This window comes from Pseudomonas corni, from assembly GCF_057128765.1.
Map to the genome: position 1 here is coordinate 52368 of NZ_JBSKHW010000010.1, position 19333 is coordinate 71700.

At 60.1% G+C, this 19333-nt stretch carries 20 protein-coding genes; 3 read left to right on the forward strand and 17 right to left on the reverse strand.

What is annotated here, in order from left to right; translation table 11 throughout:
- Positions 1-30: 30 nt before the first annotated feature.
- Together ACWKV9_RS16320 and ACWKV9_RS16325 are read right to left on the reverse strand one after the other, a co-directional pair.
- Positions 31-582 (reverse strand): cytochrome b, encoded by a 552-nt coding sequence (locus ACWKV9_RS16320; RefSeq protein ID WP_483837166.1) that lies wholly within the window; start codon positions 580-582, stop codon positions 31-33.
- 294 nt (positions 583-876) lie between these two features.
- On the reverse strand, positions 877-2661 hold the full coding sequence (locus ACWKV9_RS16325) for a flavin monoamine oxidase family protein (RefSeq protein WP_483837167.1): 1785 nt from the start codon (positions 2659-2661) through the stop codon (positions 877-879).
- A gap of 233 nt (positions 2662-2894) precedes the next feature.
- Here ACWKV9_RS16325 and ACWKV9_RS16330 point away from each other — a divergent pair, with 233 nt between their 5' ends.
- A complete protein-coding gene (locus ACWKV9_RS16330; RefSeq protein ID WP_483837168.1) occupies positions 2895-4301 on the forward strand; it encodes an adenosylmethionine--8-amino-7-oxononanoate transaminase in 1407 nt (468 codons plus the stop codon).
- A 144-nt stretch (positions 4302-4445) separates the two neighbouring features.
- On the forward strand, positions 4446-5165 hold the full coding sequence (locus ACWKV9_RS16335) for a 16S rRNA (uracil(1498)-N(3))-methyltransferase (RefSeq protein ID WP_483837169.1): 720 nt from the start codon (positions 4446-4448) through the stop codon (positions 5163-5165).
- A 114-nt stretch (positions 5166-5279) separates the two neighbouring features.
- Here ACWKV9_RS16335 and hydA read toward each other — a convergent pair whose 3' ends face one another.
- The 8 genes from hydA to trhA form a co-directional block, all read right to left on the reverse strand.
- Positions 5280-6719, reverse strand: a complete 1440-nt coding sequence (gene hydA, locus ACWKV9_RS16340) for a dihydropyrimidinase (protein WP_483837170.1) — start codon at positions 6717-6719, stop codon at positions 5280-5282.
- A gap of 13 nt (positions 6720-6732) precedes the next feature.
- Positions 6733-7629: an allantoinase PuuE gene (locus ACWKV9_RS16345; RefSeq protein ID WP_483837171.1), complete on the reverse strand. Its 897-nt coding sequence runs from the start codon at positions 7627-7629 to the stop codon at positions 6733-6735.
- Positions 7630-7682: 53 nt separating this feature from the next.
- Positions 7683-8555 carry a MurR/RpiR family transcriptional regulator gene (locus tag ACWKV9_RS16350; RefSeq protein WP_483837172.1) on the reverse strand — a complete coding sequence of 291 codons (873 nt, stop codon included), beginning with the start codon at positions 8553-8555 and terminating at the stop codon, positions 7683-7685.
- A gap of 18 nt (positions 8556-8573) precedes the next feature.
- Entirely contained in the window at positions 8574-9836 is a 1263-nt protein-coding gene (locus ACWKV9_RS16355) for a cysteine desulfurase-like protein (RefSeq protein WP_483837173.1), read from the reverse strand.
- A 7-nt stretch (positions 9837-9843) separates the two neighbouring features.
- Positions 9844-10578 (reverse strand): amino acid ABC transporter ATP-binding protein, encoded by a 735-nt coding sequence (locus ACWKV9_RS16360; RefSeq protein ID WP_483837174.1) that lies wholly within the window; start codon positions 10576-10578, stop codon positions 9844-9846.
- Entirely contained in the window at positions 10575-11252 is a 678-nt protein-coding gene (locus tag ACWKV9_RS16365) for an amino acid ABC transporter permease (RefSeq protein ID WP_483837175.1), read from the reverse strand. The genes ACWKV9_RS16360 and ACWKV9_RS16365 overlap by 4 nt, the downstream gene beginning before the upstream one ends.
- Before the next feature lie 49 nt (positions 11253-11301).
- Positions 11302-12078 (reverse strand): transporter substrate-binding domain-containing protein, encoded by a 777-nt coding sequence (locus tag ACWKV9_RS16370; RefSeq protein WP_483837176.1) that lies wholly within the window; start codon positions 12076-12078, stop codon positions 11302-11304.
- Positions 12079-12428: 350 nt separating this feature from the next.
- A complete protein-coding gene (gene trhA / locus ACWKV9_RS16375; protein ID WP_483837177.1) occupies positions 12429-13046 on the reverse strand; it encodes a PAQR family membrane homeostasis protein TrhA in 618 nt (205 codons plus the stop codon).
- 143 nt (positions 13047-13189) lie between these two features.
- Here trhA and ACWKV9_RS16380 point away from each other — a divergent pair, with 143 nt between their 5' ends.
- Positions 13190-14110, forward strand: a complete 921-nt coding sequence (locus tag ACWKV9_RS16380; protein WP_483837178.1) for a LysR family transcriptional regulator — start codon at positions 13190-13192, stop codon at positions 14108-14110.
- Positions 14111-14576: 466 nt separating this feature from the next.
- Here the strand turns inward: ACWKV9_RS16380 and madM are convergent, their stop codons facing one another.
- From madM to ACWKV9_RS16415, 7 genes are all read right to left on the reverse strand, one after another.
- Positions 14577-15341 (reverse strand): malonate transporter subunit MadM, encoded by a 765-nt coding sequence (gene madM / locus ACWKV9_RS16385; RefSeq protein ID WP_483837179.1) that lies wholly within the window; start codon positions 15339-15341, stop codon positions 14577-14579.
- A 1-nt stretch (position 15342) separates the two neighbouring features.
- Entirely contained in the window at positions 15343-15762 is a 420-nt protein-coding gene (gene madL / locus ACWKV9_RS16390) for a malonate transporter subunit MadL (protein ID WP_483837180.1), read from the reverse strand.
- Positions 15763-15829: 67 nt separating this feature from the next.
- Positions 15830-16765 carry a malonate decarboxylase subunit epsilon gene (gene mdcH / locus ACWKV9_RS16395; RefSeq protein WP_483837181.1) on the reverse strand — a complete coding sequence of 312 codons (936 nt, stop codon included), beginning with the start codon at positions 16763-16765 and terminating at the stop codon, positions 15830-15832.
- Entirely contained in the window at positions 16762-17388 is a 627-nt protein-coding gene (locus ACWKV9_RS16400; RefSeq protein ID WP_483837182.1) for a malonate decarboxylase holo-ACP synthase, read from the reverse strand. Before ACWKV9_RS16400 ends, mdcH begins: the two co-directional genes overlap by 4 nt.
- Positions 17389-18192, reverse strand: coding sequence for a biotin-independent malonate decarboxylase subunit gamma (mdcE, locus tag ACWKV9_RS16405; RefSeq protein WP_483837183.1), 804 nt, complete (start codon positions 18190-18192; stop codon positions 17389-17391).
- A complete protein-coding gene (locus ACWKV9_RS16410) occupies positions 18189-19040 on the reverse strand; it encodes a biotin-independent malonate decarboxylase subunit beta (protein WP_483837184.1) in 852 nt (283 codons plus the stop codon). Before ACWKV9_RS16410 ends, mdcE begins: the two co-directional genes overlap by 4 nt.
- Positions 19033-19332, reverse strand: coding sequence for a malonate decarboxylase subunit delta (locus tag ACWKV9_RS16415; RefSeq protein WP_483837185.1), 300 nt, complete (start codon positions 19330-19332; stop codon positions 19033-19035). Before ACWKV9_RS16415 ends, ACWKV9_RS16410 begins: the two co-directional genes overlap by 8 nt.
- Position 19333 lies beyond the last annotated feature (1 nt).

A 19333-nucleotide genomic window follows, 5' to 3' on the forward strand; every position in this document is an offset into this window, starting at 1 on the left:
ACGAGATTTCCTTTCAATTAAGTGAGCACATCAGGCCTTGCGGCCCAGCATACGAACAAGGGTCGCATCACGATCAATGAAGTGATGCTTCAAAGCAGCCAGGCCATGGAGTACCGCAAATATCACCAGAACCCAGGCGAGATACAAATGCACAACACCGGCAACGTCCGCCTGGTCAGGCAGTCCGCTAATCAATGCGGGCACTTCGAACAAACCAAACACCGGAATCCCGACACCGTCTGCGGTTGAAATCAGGTAACCGGCGAACATCACCAAAAACAGATCCAGATAAAGAAACGCATGCCCAAGGGTGGCAGCGACCTTGATCAGTCGGCTTTGGCTTGCGGGGGCTGGCGGTGGCGGGCTGACAAAACGCCAGACTACGCGCAGCAGCATGAACAGAAACAGGGTAATGCCGATGCTTTTGTGCAGGTCCGGCCCAGCTTTACGCCAAGTGTCGTAGTAGCCCAGACCGACCATCCACAGGCCTAGCGCAAACATGCCGAAGACCGTCAGCGCGACACCCCAATGCAAAACGATGCTGACCCAGCCATAACGAGAAGAAGAGTTGCGTAGTTGCATCGCGGATATCCTGTAAATGCTGTGAGAAGACTATCTCTTTACCTATCGAAAGAAAGCGCAAAATTTCGCTCTGAAATATCAGGAAATACGATTGAAACTTCCTGTCGCATTTTTTCTGAATTCGATTAACGGAATGTTACGCGGCGTGCCTGTAGGAGCGAACTTGTGCGCGATCCAATACCCCTGACACACCTCACCGTCAGCCTCGCCAACAAGTTGTCTCCTACAGACGGAGTAGGCAAAAAAAAGGCGCGGTCCGAGGACCGCGCCTTTCTCATTTCAGCGCTTGAGCAATCAGTTGCTCGGCGCCGCTGCCGGAGCAGCAGGTGTAGCGGCCTTTTCAGTCGCCTTGGCCGGAGCTTTTTTAGTCGCCTCGGTTTTAGCGGCAGGCTTGTGAGTCGCAGCTGGTTTAGCCGGGGCCTTCTTCACAGGCTCCTTCTTCACGGCCTCTTTCTTGGCCGGTGCTTTTTTGGCCGGCTCAACCACCGCAGGCTTGACTGGCTCTACCACCGGAGCAGGCGGCGGCGTCACTGGAGCGGGTGCAGGTGCAGGTGCTGGAGTCGGCTCTGGCGCTTTCTCGACAGGCTTGGCTTCTGGCTTGGAGCCGCCAAACATGTTCGAGAAGAACGCGCCCACACCGCCACCAGCAGCTTTCGGCGCTTCAGGTGCTTTCGGAGGCGGCGCCTTCACAGGTTCGAACGACTTGCCGGCTGCCAAATCCTGAACCTGACTGGCCGCACGTTGACCGGTGCGCAGTGCGCCTTCCAAAGTGCCGGGGTACAACGCGTCAGTGTGCTCGCCGGCAAAGGCTACGCGCTGCAGAGGACGTTCCCACAAACGCCAGTATTTGCTCATCTGCCCAGGGCCGAACGCCAGATAAGCCCCGCCGGTGGAGGGATCAACACTCGACCGGCGAATTTCATAGCCGGTGTAAGCGCCGCGCGCTTGCGGATAGAAGGTGTGCAGACGAATCAGCACCTGATCGACCATCTGCTTGTCGCCAAAGGCCTGCATGATCCGCGCGTTGTCGCCGGCGAGGTTGATCACAGCGTTGGCGCCGCCTTTGAGCGCAGGCTCGATCCACAGCATGCCAAGGCCGGTGTTGCTGTAAATCTCGCCGGTCATGCGCGCCTTGCTTTCCCAGACCGGGGTCTTGAACTTGAGCATGATCTGGTCGTGCCAACCGTAGTTGGTGCTTTTGATCGCGCCCTGATGCTGAGCGTCCAGCGCCGGGGTCATGGCAATTTTGCTCAGGGCACGCAACGGCACGGCCAAGACGACGTATTCAGCTTCATAACCCACCGAACCGACCTTGACGGTCACGCTGTCCTTGTCCTGATTGATAGCAGACACCGGGGAATTGGTTTTGATGACCTTGATCTGCTTGACGAATGCATCCGCCAGCACAGCGCTGCCACCCGGCAAACGAGCGGCGCGGCGGTCCCGGTCTTCAATATCGCGGTTGACCCGCGCTTGCTGCGCGAAATACAGAAGCGACAAGCGCGACGGCTCGTCATATCGGGTACGAATCTGTTGATTGATCAACTGACGCGCGGTGGCGGGCAGGCTCAAACGGTCCAGCCAATTGGCGACGTTGATCTGGTCCAGAGCGAACAACGTGCTGTTGGCTGCAGGGTTCAGCGGATCAGTGATCGAGCGCGCGATGTCGTCGATGGCCGCGTCATAGCGCTTCATGGCCTCGGCGGTTGCCGGCTGTTTGGTGGCCAGATCGGCAGCGGAGAAGTACTCGCCGTCAATCAGGTAGCCCGGTGTGCGCACGAACTCAGGCGCAGGGACGGTTTTCAGCTTGAAGCGGTCCAGGTACTGATTGAGCAGCGGCTGCGCCTTGGCGTTACCGAACCATTCACTGCCGGCAAGGCCCGAGCGGCCGCCGACTGTGGGTTTGGCCTCAAGCACCGTCACTTGCCAGCCTTTGGCCTGAAGTTCGTAAGCAGCCGTGAGGCCTGCCATGCCCCCGCCCACAACAATGGCGGTGTGCGGTTTATCAACAGCGAGCGCCGAAGCGCTGACCAGCCCAATCATCACCAGCGCACAGGCGCGCAGCCAACCAGAAAGCATTCAGCAAACTCCGGAAAAAACGTAGGAATTGTCGGGCTTTAACGCCCAATTCTTTGAAGAGGCGCGAAGGATACGCCAGCCGTTGAACGCCCGCCAGCAATGTCCGTCGGGCGCCTAAAACGGTTGCGATCGGCGCTAAAGGTTGTCCCGTGGCAACGCATTGCATAGGCTTGCGCGATTGTTTGGCCTCGTTTCGTGCGAGTGGTCAACGGCACAGCCTGAGGAGATCAACGATGGGCCTGAATAACCAGTGGATGCAGCGCGACCTCAAGGTCCTGTGGCACCCCTGCACCCAGATGAAAGACCACGAAAACTTGCCGCTGATACCGATCAAGCGTGGCGAGGGGGTCTGGCTGGAGGACTTCGAAGGCAAGCGTTATCTGGACGCGGTCAGTTCTTGGTGGGTCAACGTGTTCGGCCATGCCAACCCGCGTATCAACCAGCGCATCAAGGATCAGGTCGATCAGCTTGAGCATGTGATCCTGGCCGGGTTCAGCCATCAGCCGGTGATCGAGTTGTCCGAGCGTCTTGTAGCGATGACGCCGGATGGCCTGACACGCTGCTTCTACGCCGATAACGGTTCGTCGTGCATCGAAGTCGCGCTGAAAATGAGCTTTCACTATTGGCTCAATCGCGGCAAACCTGACAAGAAGCGCTTCGTCACCCTTACCAACAGCTACCACGGTGAAACCATGGCGGCGATGTCGGTGGGCGACGTGCCGCTGTTCACCGAGACCTATAAAGCGCTGTTGCTGGAAACCATCAAGGTGCCGAGCCCGGACTGCTACCACCGCCCGGAAGGCATGAGCTGGGAAGAGCATTCACGCAACATGTTTGCAGCCATGGAGCAGACGCTGGCGGAGAATCACGACACCGTGGCTGCCGTGATCATCGAGCCGCTGATACAGGGCGCGGGCGGCATGCGCATGTACGATCCGATCTATCTCAAGCTGCTGCGGGACGCTTGCGACCGATATGGCGTGCACTTGATCCATGACGAGATTGCCGTGGGTTTTGGCCGTACCGGGACGATGTTTGCCTGCGAGCAAGCGGGCATCCGGCCGGATTTCCTCTGTTTGTCCAAAGCGCTGACCGGTGGCTACTTGCCCTTGGCGGCGTGCATCACTACCGACGACGTCTACGACGCGTTCTATGACGACTATCCAACGCTGCGGGCTTTCCTGCATTCCCACAGCTACACCGGCAATCCGCTGGCCTGTGCAGCCGCGTTGGCGACGCTCGACATCTTCGAGCAGGACAACGTGATCGAGAACAACAAGGCACTGGCCCTGCGCATGAAAACCGCGACAGCTCATCTGGTGGATCACCCGAACATCGCCGAAGTGCGGCAGACCGGGATGGCCATTGCATTCGAGATGGTGCAGGACAAGGCCACCAAAGCCGCGTACCCATGGCAGGAGCGGCGTGGTCTGAAGGTGTTTGAACATGCGCTCACGCGGGGTGCGTTGCTGCGGCCGCTGGGCAGCGTGGTGTACTTTCTGCCGCCGTATGTCATTACGCCGGAGCAGATTGATTTCCTGGCCGAGGTGGCCACTGAAGGCATCGACATCGCGACGCGGACCCACATCAGCGTGGCCGTGCGCGAGAATTTCCATCCGGATTTTCGTGATCCGGGTTAAGCAGAACACCACCTTGTAGGAGCGCGCTTGCCCGCGAAGACGTCGGCACATCCGGCACTTATATCGCCTGACACGACGTAATCGCGGGCAAGCGCGCTCCTACAGGGGTACGGCACTACTTTCAAAAATTTCCAGAGAACAACCATGAGACTCTCCCGCTTCTTTATCGACGCCGCCCTGAGCCACGGCGAACACGAACTGCCGGAAGCCCAGGCGCATTACATCGGCCGCGTGCTGCGCATGGCCGAAGGTGACGCCGTGCAGCTGTTCGACGGCTCGGGCACGGAGTTTCGTGCCACGCTGATCGAAATTGGCAAAAAACGCGTTCGGGTGAAGATCGATGAAAGCTTTGCTGGCCTGACCGAATCGGCGTTGCAAATCCATTTGGGCCAGGGCTTGTCCCGTGGCGAGCGCATGGATTGGGCCATCCAGAAAGCAACCGAGCTGGGCGTGACGCAAATCACCCCGATCATCAGTGAGCGCTGCGAAGTCCGGCTCAAGGACGAGCGCGCCGAGAAACGCCAGGCCCATTGGCAGCAGATCGCGATCAGTGCGTGTGAGCAATGTGGTCGTTCAGTGGTGCCGGTGGTTAATCCGCCCGTGACCCTGGCGGACTGGCTGAAACACACTGAAGCCGATCTGAAGCTGGTACTGCACCCGGTGGCCGAACCATTGGTCAGTCATGAAAAGCCCACGAGCCTGGCGTTTCTGATTGGGCCGGAAGGGGGCTTGAACGATGCGGAAGTGGATCAGGCGCAAGACGCTGGTTTCCACGCTGCCCGCCTTGGCCCGCGGGTGCTGCGCACGGAAACCGCGCCGGTGGTGGCGTTGAGCATCGCGCAGCAGTTGTGGGGGGATTTTTAGGGCGTCCCTCTGTAGGAGCGAGTTTATTCGCGAGGAGGGATGTCAGTCAGTGAGTATTCATCGTCTGTACCGGCCTCTCGCGAATAAATTCGCTCCTACAGATCCGACTTCAGATCAAATACCAGGCAACTCACTCTGCCGCCGCCTCACTTTCGCAGGCTCCGGCCGCGCACAGGGCAAGAACACGCCACGCCCCGGCGCTCCGAGCGCCTGCCCATCCCACACCCGCTCCCCTCGGGCGAAGGTCATCGCTGGCCAGGCGCTCAGGCGCATGCCTTCGTACGGCGTGTAATCGACATGATGATGCAGCAGATCGTTGGTCAGTTCGAAATCCAGCCCCTCGTCCCAGATCACCAGGTCTGCATCTGCGCCAATCGCGATGCTGCCCTTGCGTGGATACAAACCGTAAAGCCGTGCGGCATTGGTCGAGGTCAGCGCGACAAATTCCTGCGCCGTGATGCGCCCAGTCCTGACGCCTTCGGACCACAGCAATGCCATGCGCGTTTCAATCCCCGGAATGCCGTTGGCCACCTCGGAAAAAGGCGCATGCTCGCCATGGGCGCGCTTGCCGTCGGGGCCCTCGTAGCGAAACGGCGCATGGTCCGAAGAGAACACTTCAAACGAGCCATTCTGTAAACCGTCCCAGATCACCTGCTGATTGGCCGCGTCACGTGGCGGTGGGCTGCAAATGCATTTGGCGCCTTCAAAGCTGTCATCACAGCCCAGGGAATCTGCCGTCAAAAACAGGTACTGCGGGCACGTCTCGCCGTAGACCTTCAAGCCATGACTCTGCGCCCAGCGAATCTGCTCAATAGCCTCACGCCCGGAGACATGCACGATCAGAATCGGCACATCCACCAGCTCCGCCAAGGCAATCGCCCGGTGCGTGGCCTCGCGCTCCACCAGCATTGGCCGGGACGTGGCGTGATAACGCGGCGCGGTATGTCCGGCCGCCAGCAAGCGCTCGGTCAGCCAGGCAATACAGTCGCTGTTTTCGGCGTGGAGCATGACCATCGCGCCTTCGGCACGCGCTACCGACAGCGTTTCCAGAATCTGCCGATCGTCGAGCTTCAGCGCGTCGTAGGTCATGTAGATCTTGAACGAGGTGTAGCCCTCGGCGATCAGCTCCGGCAATTCGCGGCGCAGCACGTCTTCGGTGGGGTCGGTGACGATCAGGTGAAACGCGTAATCGATCAGCGCTTTGCCGTCGGCGCGGCGATGGTAATCCTCCACGGCGGCACGCAGGCTTTGGCCCTTCTGCTGGCAGGCAAACGGAATCACCGTCGTCGTCCCGCCACAAGCCGCCGAACGCGTGCCGCTTTCGAAATCATCGGCCATCACCGAACCATCGCCCGTGGGCTGATCCAGATGCACATGGCTGTCGATCCCGCCCGGCGTGACGGTACGCCCCGCTGCGTCGATTACCTCGGTCGCGCCCTGCAAACCCTGGCCCAGCGCGACGATTTTTTCGTCGCGTACGCCGATGTCACACAAGAAGCTGTCCGCAGCCGTCACCACGTTGGCGTTGCGAATAATCAGATCGAAAGCCTGCATGTCGTGCTCTCCGTCAGGCGCGGGTCATCCAGGCCTTGGCAATTTCTTCACGGGTGGTGAACCACACGCCTTCCTGGGCCTGGGCGTATTCGATGAATTGCTTGATCGCCCGCACCCGCCCCGGACGCCCGACCATGCGCGGGTGCAGCCCGATGGACATCATTCGCAGGCCGTCAGCGGCTTCTTCATACAGCACATCGAAACTTTCCTTCATGTACTCGAGAAAGTCCGACGCCTGAGACAAGCCCGGCGAGTTCCAGTAACGGAAATCATTGACGTCGCTGGTATACGGCACCACCAGATGCTGTTTGCCCTCGACGTCCACGAAGTACGGCACGTCGTCGTTGTAGGCGTCTGAGTCGTACAGAAAGCCGCCCTCTTCTGCCACCAGCCGCCGCGTGTGGACGCTGGCGCCGTAGCGGCAATACCAGCCCACCGGACGCTTGCCACAGGTGCGCTCGAACGACTCGATCGCCAAACGAATGTGCTCGCGCTCCTCAGCCTCGGTCAGGCGGAAGACTTCTTCCCAGCGATAACCGTGGCTGCAAATTTCATGTCCCAGTTCAACCGCGGCTTTCGCCACGTCCGGGTTCTGCTCGAACGCCACGGCGCAGGCATGAAAGGTCGCCGGGACGTTGGCCTTTTGCAGGATGTCGAGAATCCGCCAGATGCCGACGCGGGCGCCGTATTCGTACATCGACTCCATCGCCAGATTGCGCACGCCATCGGGGAATTGGTAGCTGCCCCACTCGGTCATGCTCTCTTGATCGGGGTCGCCCATGGCCAGCGAACGCTCGGAGCCTTCTTCGTAATTGATGACAAAGTTAATCGCCAAACGCGCGCCGTTTGGCCAGGTGCCCTGAGGGCGCTGCCGACCGTAGCCGACCAGATCTCGAACGGGTGTAGCCATGGGAAAGTCTCCTGCGACGTACAAATATCTGGCAAAAACCGCCGAGCGCTGGCTCAGCAGTCGATGTTTTTCAACGCATCGTGATCCGGCCCATCAAGGCTCTGGCCATCGCGGAACGCCAGGCCCATGGCCAGGGTTTGTGCGATGCAGAACGCCGCTGTCAATGAACGAAAACCCAGCAGTTCGGCGTCGTTGACCTCGATCATCACCGACGCTTTTTGTCCGATGGGGCTGAGCAAGCTGTCAGTAATCGCCACAATCGGCGTCCCCGCCGCGACGGCCTGGGTGCAGGCGTCGATGGTTTCCTGCGAGTACGGTGGAAAACTCACCGCCACCAGCACGTCATCGCTGTGCAGCGCACCGACCTGTTCACGCAAGCTGCCGCCCAATCCGCTGATGTGTACGGCGCGTCTTCCGACACGGCTCAGCGCATAGCTCAGGTAGGACGCCATTGGGAACGAGCGCCGCATGCCGACCACAAACGTGGTGCGCGCCTGTTGCAGCAGGCCGATGGCTTGTTCGATGGCCTCCACTTGCTGCCCTTCGGCCAGATGCTCCAACGACACAATGTTCGCGCGGCTGAACGCCGAGAGCATCGCACCGACATCGGTTGGGTCATCCAGCAGTTGTTCACCGCGATAGTGACGAATGCGTTCTTTGAAACTGCCCTGCCCGGCCTGCTGCAATGGCTGCTTGAACAGGCGCTGTAAATCGCTGAACCCACTGAAACTCAGGGCCTGCGCCAAGCGGATGAAAGCCGACGACGGAATCCCCGAGATTTTCGCCAGCGCCGCCACGGTATTAAGTGCCACGTCGTGCGGGTGCTCATTCAGGTAATTGGCCGCATCACGTTGCCGTGCGGTCAGGCGCTCCTGATGTTCGACGATGGCAGCACGCAGCTCGGCCAGGGTTTGCGGTACAGGCATAAAATCGCTCGATAAAAGTCAGGACGCGCGCAATTCGGAAATCGCTTGAGCCAGATGCTCAACCAGGCGATTCAGCTCATCGACGCTGTTGTAATGGGCGATCGACACTCGGACTACGCCGCCGTAAGGCGTCAGGCCCAGCTGTTCGATCAGGCGTCGGGCGTAGAAGTCACCAAAACGAATGCCCATGCGGTGGCCGTCGACACGCCGCACGATGGCTTCGGATTGAATGCCCTCGACGACAAAGCTGATGGTCGGCACGCGATCGCCATCGGTCACACGCGGTTTGCCGATGATTCGTACGCCCGGCGTCTCCCGAAGAAACGCCAGCAGGGTTTCGGCCAGCAGGTCTTCCTGCACCTCGAACGCGTCGAAGGCGGCCTGCATTTTTTCGCGCTCAGTGCCGTTGGCGCCGAGGCGCTGGCCGATGTCGATCAGGTAATCGCTGATACCGATGCAGCCGTAGGACAGTTCGTAATTGAGGTTGCCCGGTTGCAGCTTGTAAGGGATGACCTCCTGACCGATGAAAAAGTGGTTCAGGCTCGGCAGCTCCAGCAGTGCCTCGCGCTTGCCCCACAACACGGCAAAGTGCGGGCCGAAGGTTTTGTAGAAACTGAAGACGTAGTAATCGGCGCCGCTGGCCTGCACATCCACAAGGCGGTGCGGCGCGTAGGCCACCGCATCGACGCACAACTTGCCGCCTACCGCATGGACTTTGCGCGCGACTTCGGCCACAGGATTAACGCTGCCCAGGATGTTCGACGCGTGGGTCATGGCGAGGTAACGGGTTTTCTCGCTGAGCAACGCATCGAGGTCTTTAAGCTCCAGATCCATGCTCTGCGGGTCCACCGCCCACACGCGCAAGGTCGCGCCGCGCTGCTCGCACAAGCGCACCCACGGCCCGATGTTGGCTTCGTGATCGCAGTTGGTGACGATGATTTCGTCGCCCGGCTGAATCGACGGCGCAATCGCGCGACAGAGAATTTGCAGCAAATGGGTAGTCGAGCCACCCATCACGCACTCTTCCGGGTGCCGGGCATTGATCAGTTGCGCCACCGATTCCCGCGCCTGCATCACCCGCGCGCCAGCGTCGACCGATTCGCTGTAGGACGCACCCAACTGCACTGCGCTGTTGAGCAGATAATCGGTGATGCGCTCGGCGACCGGCTTGAGCACGGCAGAACCGCCAGCGTTGTCGAGATAGGCGTAACCGCTGCTCAGCGCGGGAAATTGGCTGCGTACGTAATCGATGTCCAGGGCATTCAAGGGAGTGATCTCCAAGGTCTGATCAGTGATGCAGGATGGCCTGCAAAAACGCTCGAGTTCTCGGCTCTTGCGGGGCCGTGAAGAAATCGTGCGGATTGTTCTGTTCGATGATTCGGCCGTTCTCCATGAAGATCACCCGGTCGGCGACTTTGCGCGCAAAGCCCATTTCATGGGTAACGACGACCATGGTTACGCCGGAGCGCGCCAGGTTCTGCATGACATCCAGCACTTCGCCGACCATTTCCGGGTCAAGGGCTGAAGTGGGTTCGTCAAACAGAATCACCCTTGGCTCCATCGCCATGGTGCGAGCGATGGCGACGCGTTGCTGCTGCCCGCCGGAAAGCTGGCTGGGGTATTTTTCGGCGTGGGCGCCCATGCCGACCTTATCCAGCAACAGCCGCGCACGCTCGTTGGCATCCTTGCGCGACATGCCGCGCACGCGCACCGGTGCCAGCGCTACGTTAGCCAGCACGGTCAGGTGCGGATACAGATTGAAATTCTGGAAAACCATGCCGACTTCGCAACGAATGCCAGCCAGTTTCGGGCCGTTTTCCACCCGTTGATCGGCGACGCGTATGTCGCCCTGCTGGTACTCCTCCAGCAGATTGATACAGCGGATCAGCGTCGATTTGCCCGAGCCGGATGGCCCGAGAATCACCACCACTTCGCCTTGCTCGACGGTCAGGTTGATGTCCGCCAGCGCCTGGAATTGGCCGTAGAACTTGGCCATGCGTTCGATTTCGATGACCGTACTCATGCGCTTTTCCTCGCGGAGCCGTTGCGCCGTTCAATCCAGCTCACCAGTTGCACCAGCGGCAGGAGCAACAGCAGGTACATGACCGCTGCGCCGACCAGTGGGGTCGGGTTGGCAGCCAGTGCCTGTGCCTGTGTTGCTTGCTTGAGCAGGTCAGGCATCGCCACTACCGAGGCAAGGGCTGTGTCTTTCATGACGTTGATGCAGTTGCTGGTCATGGGCGGCATGACGATGCGCATTGCCTGCGGCAGGATCACGTCGCGCATGGTGTTGAAAAAGCTCATGCCCTGAGACGCTGCGGCTTCGAACTGACCGCGCGGAATGGCTTCGATGCCGGAGCGGAAAATCTCCGCCGAATAGGCGCACGACACCAACGACAAGGCCGCCGTCGCCGCCGCGAACGACGACAACCGAATGCCAACAAAAGGCAGCGCGTAGTAGATCAGCACCAGCAACACCAGAAGCGGAATCGAGCGCAGCACATCGATGTAAACGCGTGCCAGAAAACGAATCGGTGCGTAGGAATACAGCCGCAGCATCGCCAGCAACAAACCGCCTACCAGCCCGAGAATGATGCTGACAACACCCAGCATCACCGTCACACCAAGGCCGCGCAGCATCAGTGGCAGCGCATCGACGAACACGCCCCAGTTGAAGAAAGTCTGTAACAACTCCATTGCGATTCCTTGGTGTTGAAGCGGCTGAGCGGGCTTGAGCAGTCAGGCGTTACTTGAGGACATCGACCACTTTGACGGTGCTTGAATCGGCGTCGGCATCAGCGCCGAACCACTTCTTGTGCAGGCCGGCGATCACGCCCTCTTTCTTCATGGCGGAGATGATGTCGTTGACCTGAGTGGCCGACTCCCAACCCTTGGCGTGCATCAGGGAGTATTTTTCGCCGGTAGGAATACGGGCGACGACTTTGTATTGCGGCTTGTCCTTGATGTAGTACAGGACCGCCGGGATGTCGCTGACGTATCCGTCCATGCGGCCGGATGCCAGATCGAGCATCGCAGGCGACAGGCCTTCGTAGCGTGAGACGTCTTTGAATTTGTATTCAGCCTGATGCGCACCAACCCACATGTCGCCAGTGGAGCCGGTGTCGACGCCAACCACTTTGCCTTCCATGTCTTTGAGACCCGTGATGCCGGATTTGGCCAGTACCGACAGAGATTGGTCACTGTCGTAATACGGCTGGGCGAAGCCGACGGATTCAAGGCGTTTCGGGGTGATGGTGATTGATGAAATCGCGATGTCCGCACGCTTGGACTGCACGGCGCTGAACAGGCCGTTGAAGGGAATATTGACGAATTCGACAGTCTTGCCGGCGCGCTTGGCGACTTCTTTGACGACATCGACTTCAAAGCCGACGATCTCGCCCTTGGCATCCTGGAACTCCCACGGCACGTTGCCAACGTTGGCGCCGACGGTCCAGTCGGCCGCCCAAGTGGAGGCGGAAAATGCGGTTGCCACGGCCATGCTCAAGAGTACTTTCACATTCATGTCTTGCTCCCCGATTAATCAGTCAGTCCAAGAAGGCCGCCTCACCACTTGAGCAGGCGTTTCGAGGATCAGACTAGGATGACGAATCAAATAATTCAACAAATAAAAATAATGAATTAAATGCTTCAATACGGGGCGAATGCTTTCCGGGTTGGTGCAATTGCTCGGGGCTTGTGGGCTGCTGGAGTTGGGGAAAATCGAGGGAAGGTCTTGGGAGTGATGCACTGAAGCAGGGCGCGGCAATTTTCCACTGTAGGAGCGCGCTTACCCGCGATGGCGTCACCACATCCGATATCAAATCGTCTGACACGACGCCATCGCGGGCAAGCGCGCTCCTACAGGATCAAGAGCTATAGAACGTAAAACGTAATCGCCACGAAGTGCAGCAAACTCCCGGCGATCACGAACAGATGCCAGATGCCGTGGGCGTGGCGCAGTCGATGATCAAGGGCAAAAAAGATGATGCCGACGGTGTACAACACCCCTCCCGACGCCAACCAGATAAAACCGATGGTGCCGAGGGCCGCCAGCAACGGCTTGACCGCCACCAAAACAATCCAGCCCATGACCGCGTAGATCACGATCGACAGAATCCGCGCCTCCGAGCGGGGTTTGATCTCCTGCAAAATACCGATGATCGCCAGTCCCCAGACGATGCCGAACAGTGTCCAGCCCCAGGGCCCGCGCAACGTCACCAGACAAAACGGGGTGTAACTCCCGGCAATCAGAAGGTAGATCGAAAAGTGATCAACCTTCTGCATGATCGCTTTTTTGCGCCCCTGCACGCTGTGATAAACCGTCGATGCGCTGTACAGCACCAGCAGGGTAAACCCATAGATCGCCACACTGACAATCTTCCACGGGCTGCCGTCCATGCTGGCGATTACCAGCAACCACACTGCTCCGACAAATGCCGCAATGGCGCCGACCAGGTGGGTCCAGGCGTTGAATCTTTCACCGTAATACATTCGTAAATCACCTCGCTTGCTCATAACACCGGGCAAGGCTCCAGCTTATGAGGCAAAAGCGCAATGCGTGTCCGGGCATTTAATGCAGCCAGCCGCCGATGACTTGGGCACAATCGGCAGCACTCCAATAACAACGGTGCCCCATGCAGATCGACGAAGAGCTGACCCTCAAGAAGCTGGAGATTTTTCTGGCCTTCATGCGTACCGGCAATCTGTCGCGGGCCGCCGTGGAGCTGCAGACCAGCACCGTCAGCGTGCATCGGGCGATTCACTCGCTGGAAAGCGCGCTGCGGTGTCCGTTGTTCAAGCACGAAGGCCGGAATCTGACGCCACTGGAAAGCGCTTATGTGCTGGAGGAGCGCGCGCAGAAACTGGTGCAGGAAGTGCTCGCCACGGTTGAACTGACGCGCCAGGCAGCCGGGTTTTCGGCGGCGCGGTTCAAGCTTGGAGCGCTGTATTCGTTGACCGTGAAGACCGTGCCGCAGTTGATCATGGGCCTGAAGATCCGCCGCACCGAGCTGAACATCGATCTGATTCTCGGCTCGAACATCGACCTGTTCTACAAGCTCAAAAATATGGAAGTGGACGCGATTCTGGTGTCGCTGAACGAATCCGTGAGTGACCCGGACTGCGAGCATCTGCCACTGTTCTCCGACGACATCTTTCTCGCCGCGCCAGTGGACTCACCCTTCGCTCAGCACAGCGAAGTGGACCTTAGCGATCTGCGCGAAGCGACGTTCATTACCCTGACGCAGGGCTTCGCCACCCATCGCGATGGGGCGATGGTTTTTCAACAGGCGGGGTTCGAGCCGAAGGTGGCGATGCAGGTGAATGACATTTTCACCCTGCTGAGCATGGTCAGCTCCGGTGTGGGCTATGCGTTGCTGCCGGGGCGGATTGCGGCGGTGTATGAAAACCGCGTGCGGCTGATCCCGCTGCAACAGCGCTACAGGATGCAGCAGCACATCGGCCTGGTCTTCCTGAAAGCCCGAGAACGCGACCCCAATCTGTTGGCGTTACTGGCGGAGTGTCGGATGTATACCAATCGGCTTGGGGACAGCTAAAAGCGGCAAGCGGCAAGCCAGAAGATCATCCCTCCACTGTGTGCGAAAACGATCGGCGAACACCGCACCGGCCCGCAGGGCGTAGGAGCCTTGCTTGCAGGCGATCGACCGGGCACCGGTCGCAAAACCAGACACCTCGGTTTACCTAAAGCACCGCATGCACCCGATTGACTGCCGGTTCCCGGCAGATCGTCAGCAAGCTGGACCCCTACGGCCTCCGGCCAGAATCAAGAGCCATGCCCCAGCCACTGATCGTCATCACGCGTTGCGTACGATCCAAAAACTCATCGCGGGCAAGCGCGCTCCTACAGTTAATCGCGCCCCCCTGTAGGAGCTGACGAGCAACGCGAGGCTGCGAGACGCCGGATCAGGCGACGAATCTCTTTTGCCGGACCTATCGCTTCGCAGTCTCGCGTTGCTCGTCAGCTCCTACATCGACTGCAGCGCTCCAGAGTACGCGGCACGCTCAACCCAAAATCCCGCGCACGATGAAGTACAGCAGCGACGGGCCGAGCAGGCAGCCCAACCCGGTGTGGAAGGTCGCAGTCAGGGCGCCGTAGGGCACCAGTCGGCGATCGGTTGCGGCAAGACCTGCTGTCACGCCGCTCACGGTCCCGGCCAGACCACCGAACACCATCGCCGAGCGCGGGTTGTCCAGGCCCATCCAGCGTGCGGCCATCGGCGTGCCGACCATCACCAGAATCGCCTTGATCAACCCCGTCGCAATCGACAACGCCATCACATCGGAACTCGCCCCCAACGCCGCGCCCGTTACCGGCCCGACGATATAAGTGACGGCGCCTGCACCGATGGTGGTGATGCTCACGGCATCGCGATAACCGAACGCATAAGCCACGCACGAACCCACAATAAACGGCAGCAATGTCCCCAGCATCAGCGCCACGGCGCCAATCATCCCGGCCTTTTTCGCTTCGGTCGCCTGCACTTCGAACGCAGTGGCGACGATGGCGAAGTCACGCAACATCGCGCCGCCCATCAAGCCGATGCCGGAAAACAACGCCACGTCCGCCAAACCTTTTTGCCCACCGGTGAGGGTGCCGCCGATCCACGCCAGCACCAGCCCGATAACGATGGCAATCGCCGAGCCGTGAATGCGCCCAAACGTCAGACGCCTGGACAGCACCACGGAGATCCACATCACCACGCCGACCACTGCGAACGCCGTCACCAGCCCCTGGCTGATCAAATCTTTCTGAATGAGATCCCACATATCAGCGGCCTCCCACTGGCGCGGCGACCGGGATAATCACCGGATCTTCTTCCTTGGGTAGCGGCTCGCCCTTGTTGGTCCGGCTGATCACGGCGATGGTGCAGGCGCAGATCACCACCGAACCGATGGCGGCAAGGACAGCAATCGGCCCGCCCTTGAGCGCCGTCACGACATTTTGCTGAGCGGCCATGGCGACCACGACCGGGATGTACATCGCACCCCAGAAGCCGACGCCCATTTCGCAGCCTTCGCTCATGCCGCCGCGTTTCTGCATGTAGAGACGGGCGCAGATCAGCAGGATCATCGCGATCCCGACGCCACCGACGTTGGATTTGACGCCCAGCAGCACGCCGAGCAGATCACCGAGAATCACCCCCGCAAGGGTGCAGATAGCGAGTAACGCGACACCATAAATAACCATTTTTTTTATCCTCAAATTGCATCGTCGAAGTTGTTTTTGTGTTTGTTCTTCGAAAGCAGCAGTCGGTCTATGGGTTGCGGCGTTCCTCCTCTCGCGACAGCGCGCTCAGCGTATCCAGCCGAGCGCCCTGGAAGGCCACTGCGGATCCTTGTTCGAAAACCCGACGCGCCAGCCCCGTTAATACGGTGCCCGGTGGCAGTTCGATTTGCAGGCGCACGCCGCGCTCGTACGCGGTCTGCACGGTGCTGCGCCAGTCGATGATCCGGCACATGTTGAATGCCAGATCGTCACGTAACTTGTCCGCGTTGAGCACAGGTCGCGCGGCACTGCCGCTGAGATACCGAATGCTCGGCGCCTGCACCGACACCTGACTGAACGCCTCGGCCAATGTCTGCGCTGGCGTGGCCAACAACTCGCAATGAGACGGCACGCTGACCGCCAGACGTTTGGCAGTAGCGGCGCCTTGAGTTTTAGCCAGCGCTGCAACTTGTGCCATCGCCTCTACGCTGCCTGCGATGACGAATTGGTTATCGGCATTGATATTCGCCAGATACACCGGCGTCTGCGGGGTATGAACCTGAGCGATCAAACGCTCTACCAGCGTCTGGTCCAGACCAATCAGCGCCGTCATGCCGTAACCCTCGGGATACGCCGCCTGCATCAACTCGCCACGCAACGCCACCAGCCGCACCGCATCGGCAAACCCCAGCGCGCCTGAAATAACCGCTGCTGGATACGCGCCAATCGAAAGCCCAGCGACGAAGTCCGGCTGGCTCCCTTGCGCCATCAACACGCGCGAACAGGCAACGCCTGCGATCAGCAAACACAGTTGAACAGCCCGAGTCGATTGCAGCGCCTGGGCGGTATCGAGCAGCAATACGTCTTCGTTCAGTGCTTCGCTGGCTTCACCCAGGCATTCGCTGATCAAGGGCTCGCTCGGCAGCAGATGCAGCATGTTCGGCTGTTGCGCCCCCTGGCCCGGATACACCCAAAAACTGCTCATGCGACTAACTCAAGCGCATGCCACGGATTGAGCACCAATCGTGCACCGTCAGCGGCTTTCAAGAGCACTCGTTGCGATGGTCCGGCCCACTCACGCAGCGCAACGGCCCCGAGCGGCGTTTGCAGTTGCAGATCGATGCGGCACACCGAACCTTCCAGGGCGTCGAGTAACCGTGCAGCAGCCTGACGATCAAAAAACTGTGGCGTGCGCAGGATCACATCCAGATCACTGTCCTGATGCAGCGCCGACAGGCCACTCGCCAGTTCGAACCCTGCGCTGCCGACCACGCCCCAAGGCAAACCCAGTGCGTTCATCACCGGTTGAATCTGACGCAAGGCGCGCAATGCAGGCCAGTCCTGCGCGCCAGCAATGCTGACAAGTTGTTCTGGCTGAACCTGGCGCTGAATATCAGCGCGCTTCATCACCGCTGCATAGCGCTGATCCCGCGAGCGCCCACGCACACCGACGGCGACCTGATCGATGTCGACCAAAGCACGACGCACCACCACCGGATGGCCGAGGCTGATCACCTCGACACACCATGCAGGCGCATCATCGCTCAGTGCAGACACGGGCATGCCCCACAACAAATCATGGGGCTGCGGGGTAGCGAAGAGTTTCATTTACCACTGCGCCCGCAGCAGTTCGCGCACTTTCGAGGACGCCGCGCGGTTGGTGGCGCCGAGTCGGCTGCTCAGGTCGTTCGGGCCGGATTTAGCGTCTGTGATGGCTGAAATAAGACAGTCGCTGACCAACGTCAGATCGGCGGCCGAGGGCTGTTCAATCTGGCTCACCGAAAGCGTTTCCCAGAGCAAACCGAGGCTGGCGTAGCTGTCGATGTCGTAAGCCATCGGCGGCACGCTGGCGGCGAGTTTTTCCAGCTCCTCGACGCTGCGCAAGGTCACCCGCGCAGCCGACGCCTTGCCCATGGCGTGCACCATCACCCCCGGATCACGCAGCGCGATCAGCCGATTAGCCTGATAGCCGTGGGCGAGAAATGCGCCGGACATCGCCTTGCCGACCAGCAGCCCAATCACCGGATGCCCGGCCAAACGCGCCCGCGCATAACTGTCCACGGCGCCAGCCAAGGCCTGATGAATGCCCAAGGCCTCTTCGCGTCGTCCGTAAGCCTGGCTCGGCACGTCGATGATCGCGATCAGCGCACGCTTGCTGTCGCTTTGGCGGTCGAGTTCAATTGCTGCGTCCACGGCTTTCGCCAGGCCCCAGCCTTCGAGCATGCCCACTTCGCCGCTCTGTGCGCGGGGAAAACGGTTTTGCGGATCAGCGACCACCGCGAGAAAACGCACGACTTGATCGCCAAGTGTTCCATCAGCGGCTTTGACAGAAGCGGGCAGACCTACCACTTCGGCAGCGCCTTCGCTCAGCGCCTTGAACCAGTTCAGGCCACGGGTTGAATAGGTGCTCATGGCTGCTCTCCTTGATACAGGCTGCGAACGGTCGCGGGATCGATCTGCGGTTCAGTGTCCAGCTGCGCCAAGCGGTGCAGGAACAACTCGTACTGGCCGCTGCGCTCTTTTTCGCGTGGGCCCTGAAGCAAAAGTGCCTGGACCTGCTGTTGAACGGCCTTGATATCGTCCGCCACAAACGCATCCACCAGACCACTGGCAAAACGCTGCTCGCCACCGGTCAGGCTCCAGATAAAAGGCCGGTCGCGGGAGTCGTATTCCTCGATCCCGGCTTCCTGCTCGATCACCTGCGGCCCGTTCAGACCGAGCCGCGCTTCCTGCGTGACCAACAGGTAGCTGCACAATCCGGCCGCAATCGACATGCCGCCGAAGCACCCAACGCTGCCTGCTACCACGCCGATCACCGGCTGATAGCGGCGCAGGTCGACGATGGCCGCATGGATATCGGCAATGGCTGCCAGCCCCAGGTTGGCCTCCTGCAAACGTACGCCACCGGTTTCCAGGAGCAACACAGCGGCGGTGGGAATGCCGTTGCGGTTATCTTCGGCGGCCAGTTCCAAGGCGCCTGCCATCTTCGCGCCGCCGACTTCACCCATGCTGCCACCTTGGAATCCACCCTCGATGGCGCAGATCACCACCGGTTTTCCACCGATTGTGCCTTTGGCGATGATCACGCCATCGTCGGCCTGGGGCACCACGCCTTGCTTCGCGAGCCAGGGCGACATCAGCCGATCAAATGGGCCGAGCAATTCGCGAAAGCTGCCGTCATCCAGAACCGCTCGCGCCCGTTGGCGGGCGCCGAGTTCGACGAAGCTGTGTTGTTGCAATAAGCGGGCACTATCAGTCATGGCCGATCTCCTCGAAGCCCTGCTCCAGGCGTAACCGAACCACGCCCGGCGTTGCGCCGAAGTCATGAATGTCGATACTCAGCGCTGGCGGGTTCTGGCCGTCGAACATGCGCTCGAACAGATTCTGCCAACGCGCCGAACTGCCGTTGACCGAGGTCACTACTTGAATCGACAGCTTGCCCGGCGCACCGGGTTCAAGCAGCACTTCCAGATCACCGGAGCCGACACAGCCCACCAGCGCACGGCCCAGTGGCGGCTGCCCGGCAGGGAATTCAAAAGACAGGGTTTCCATG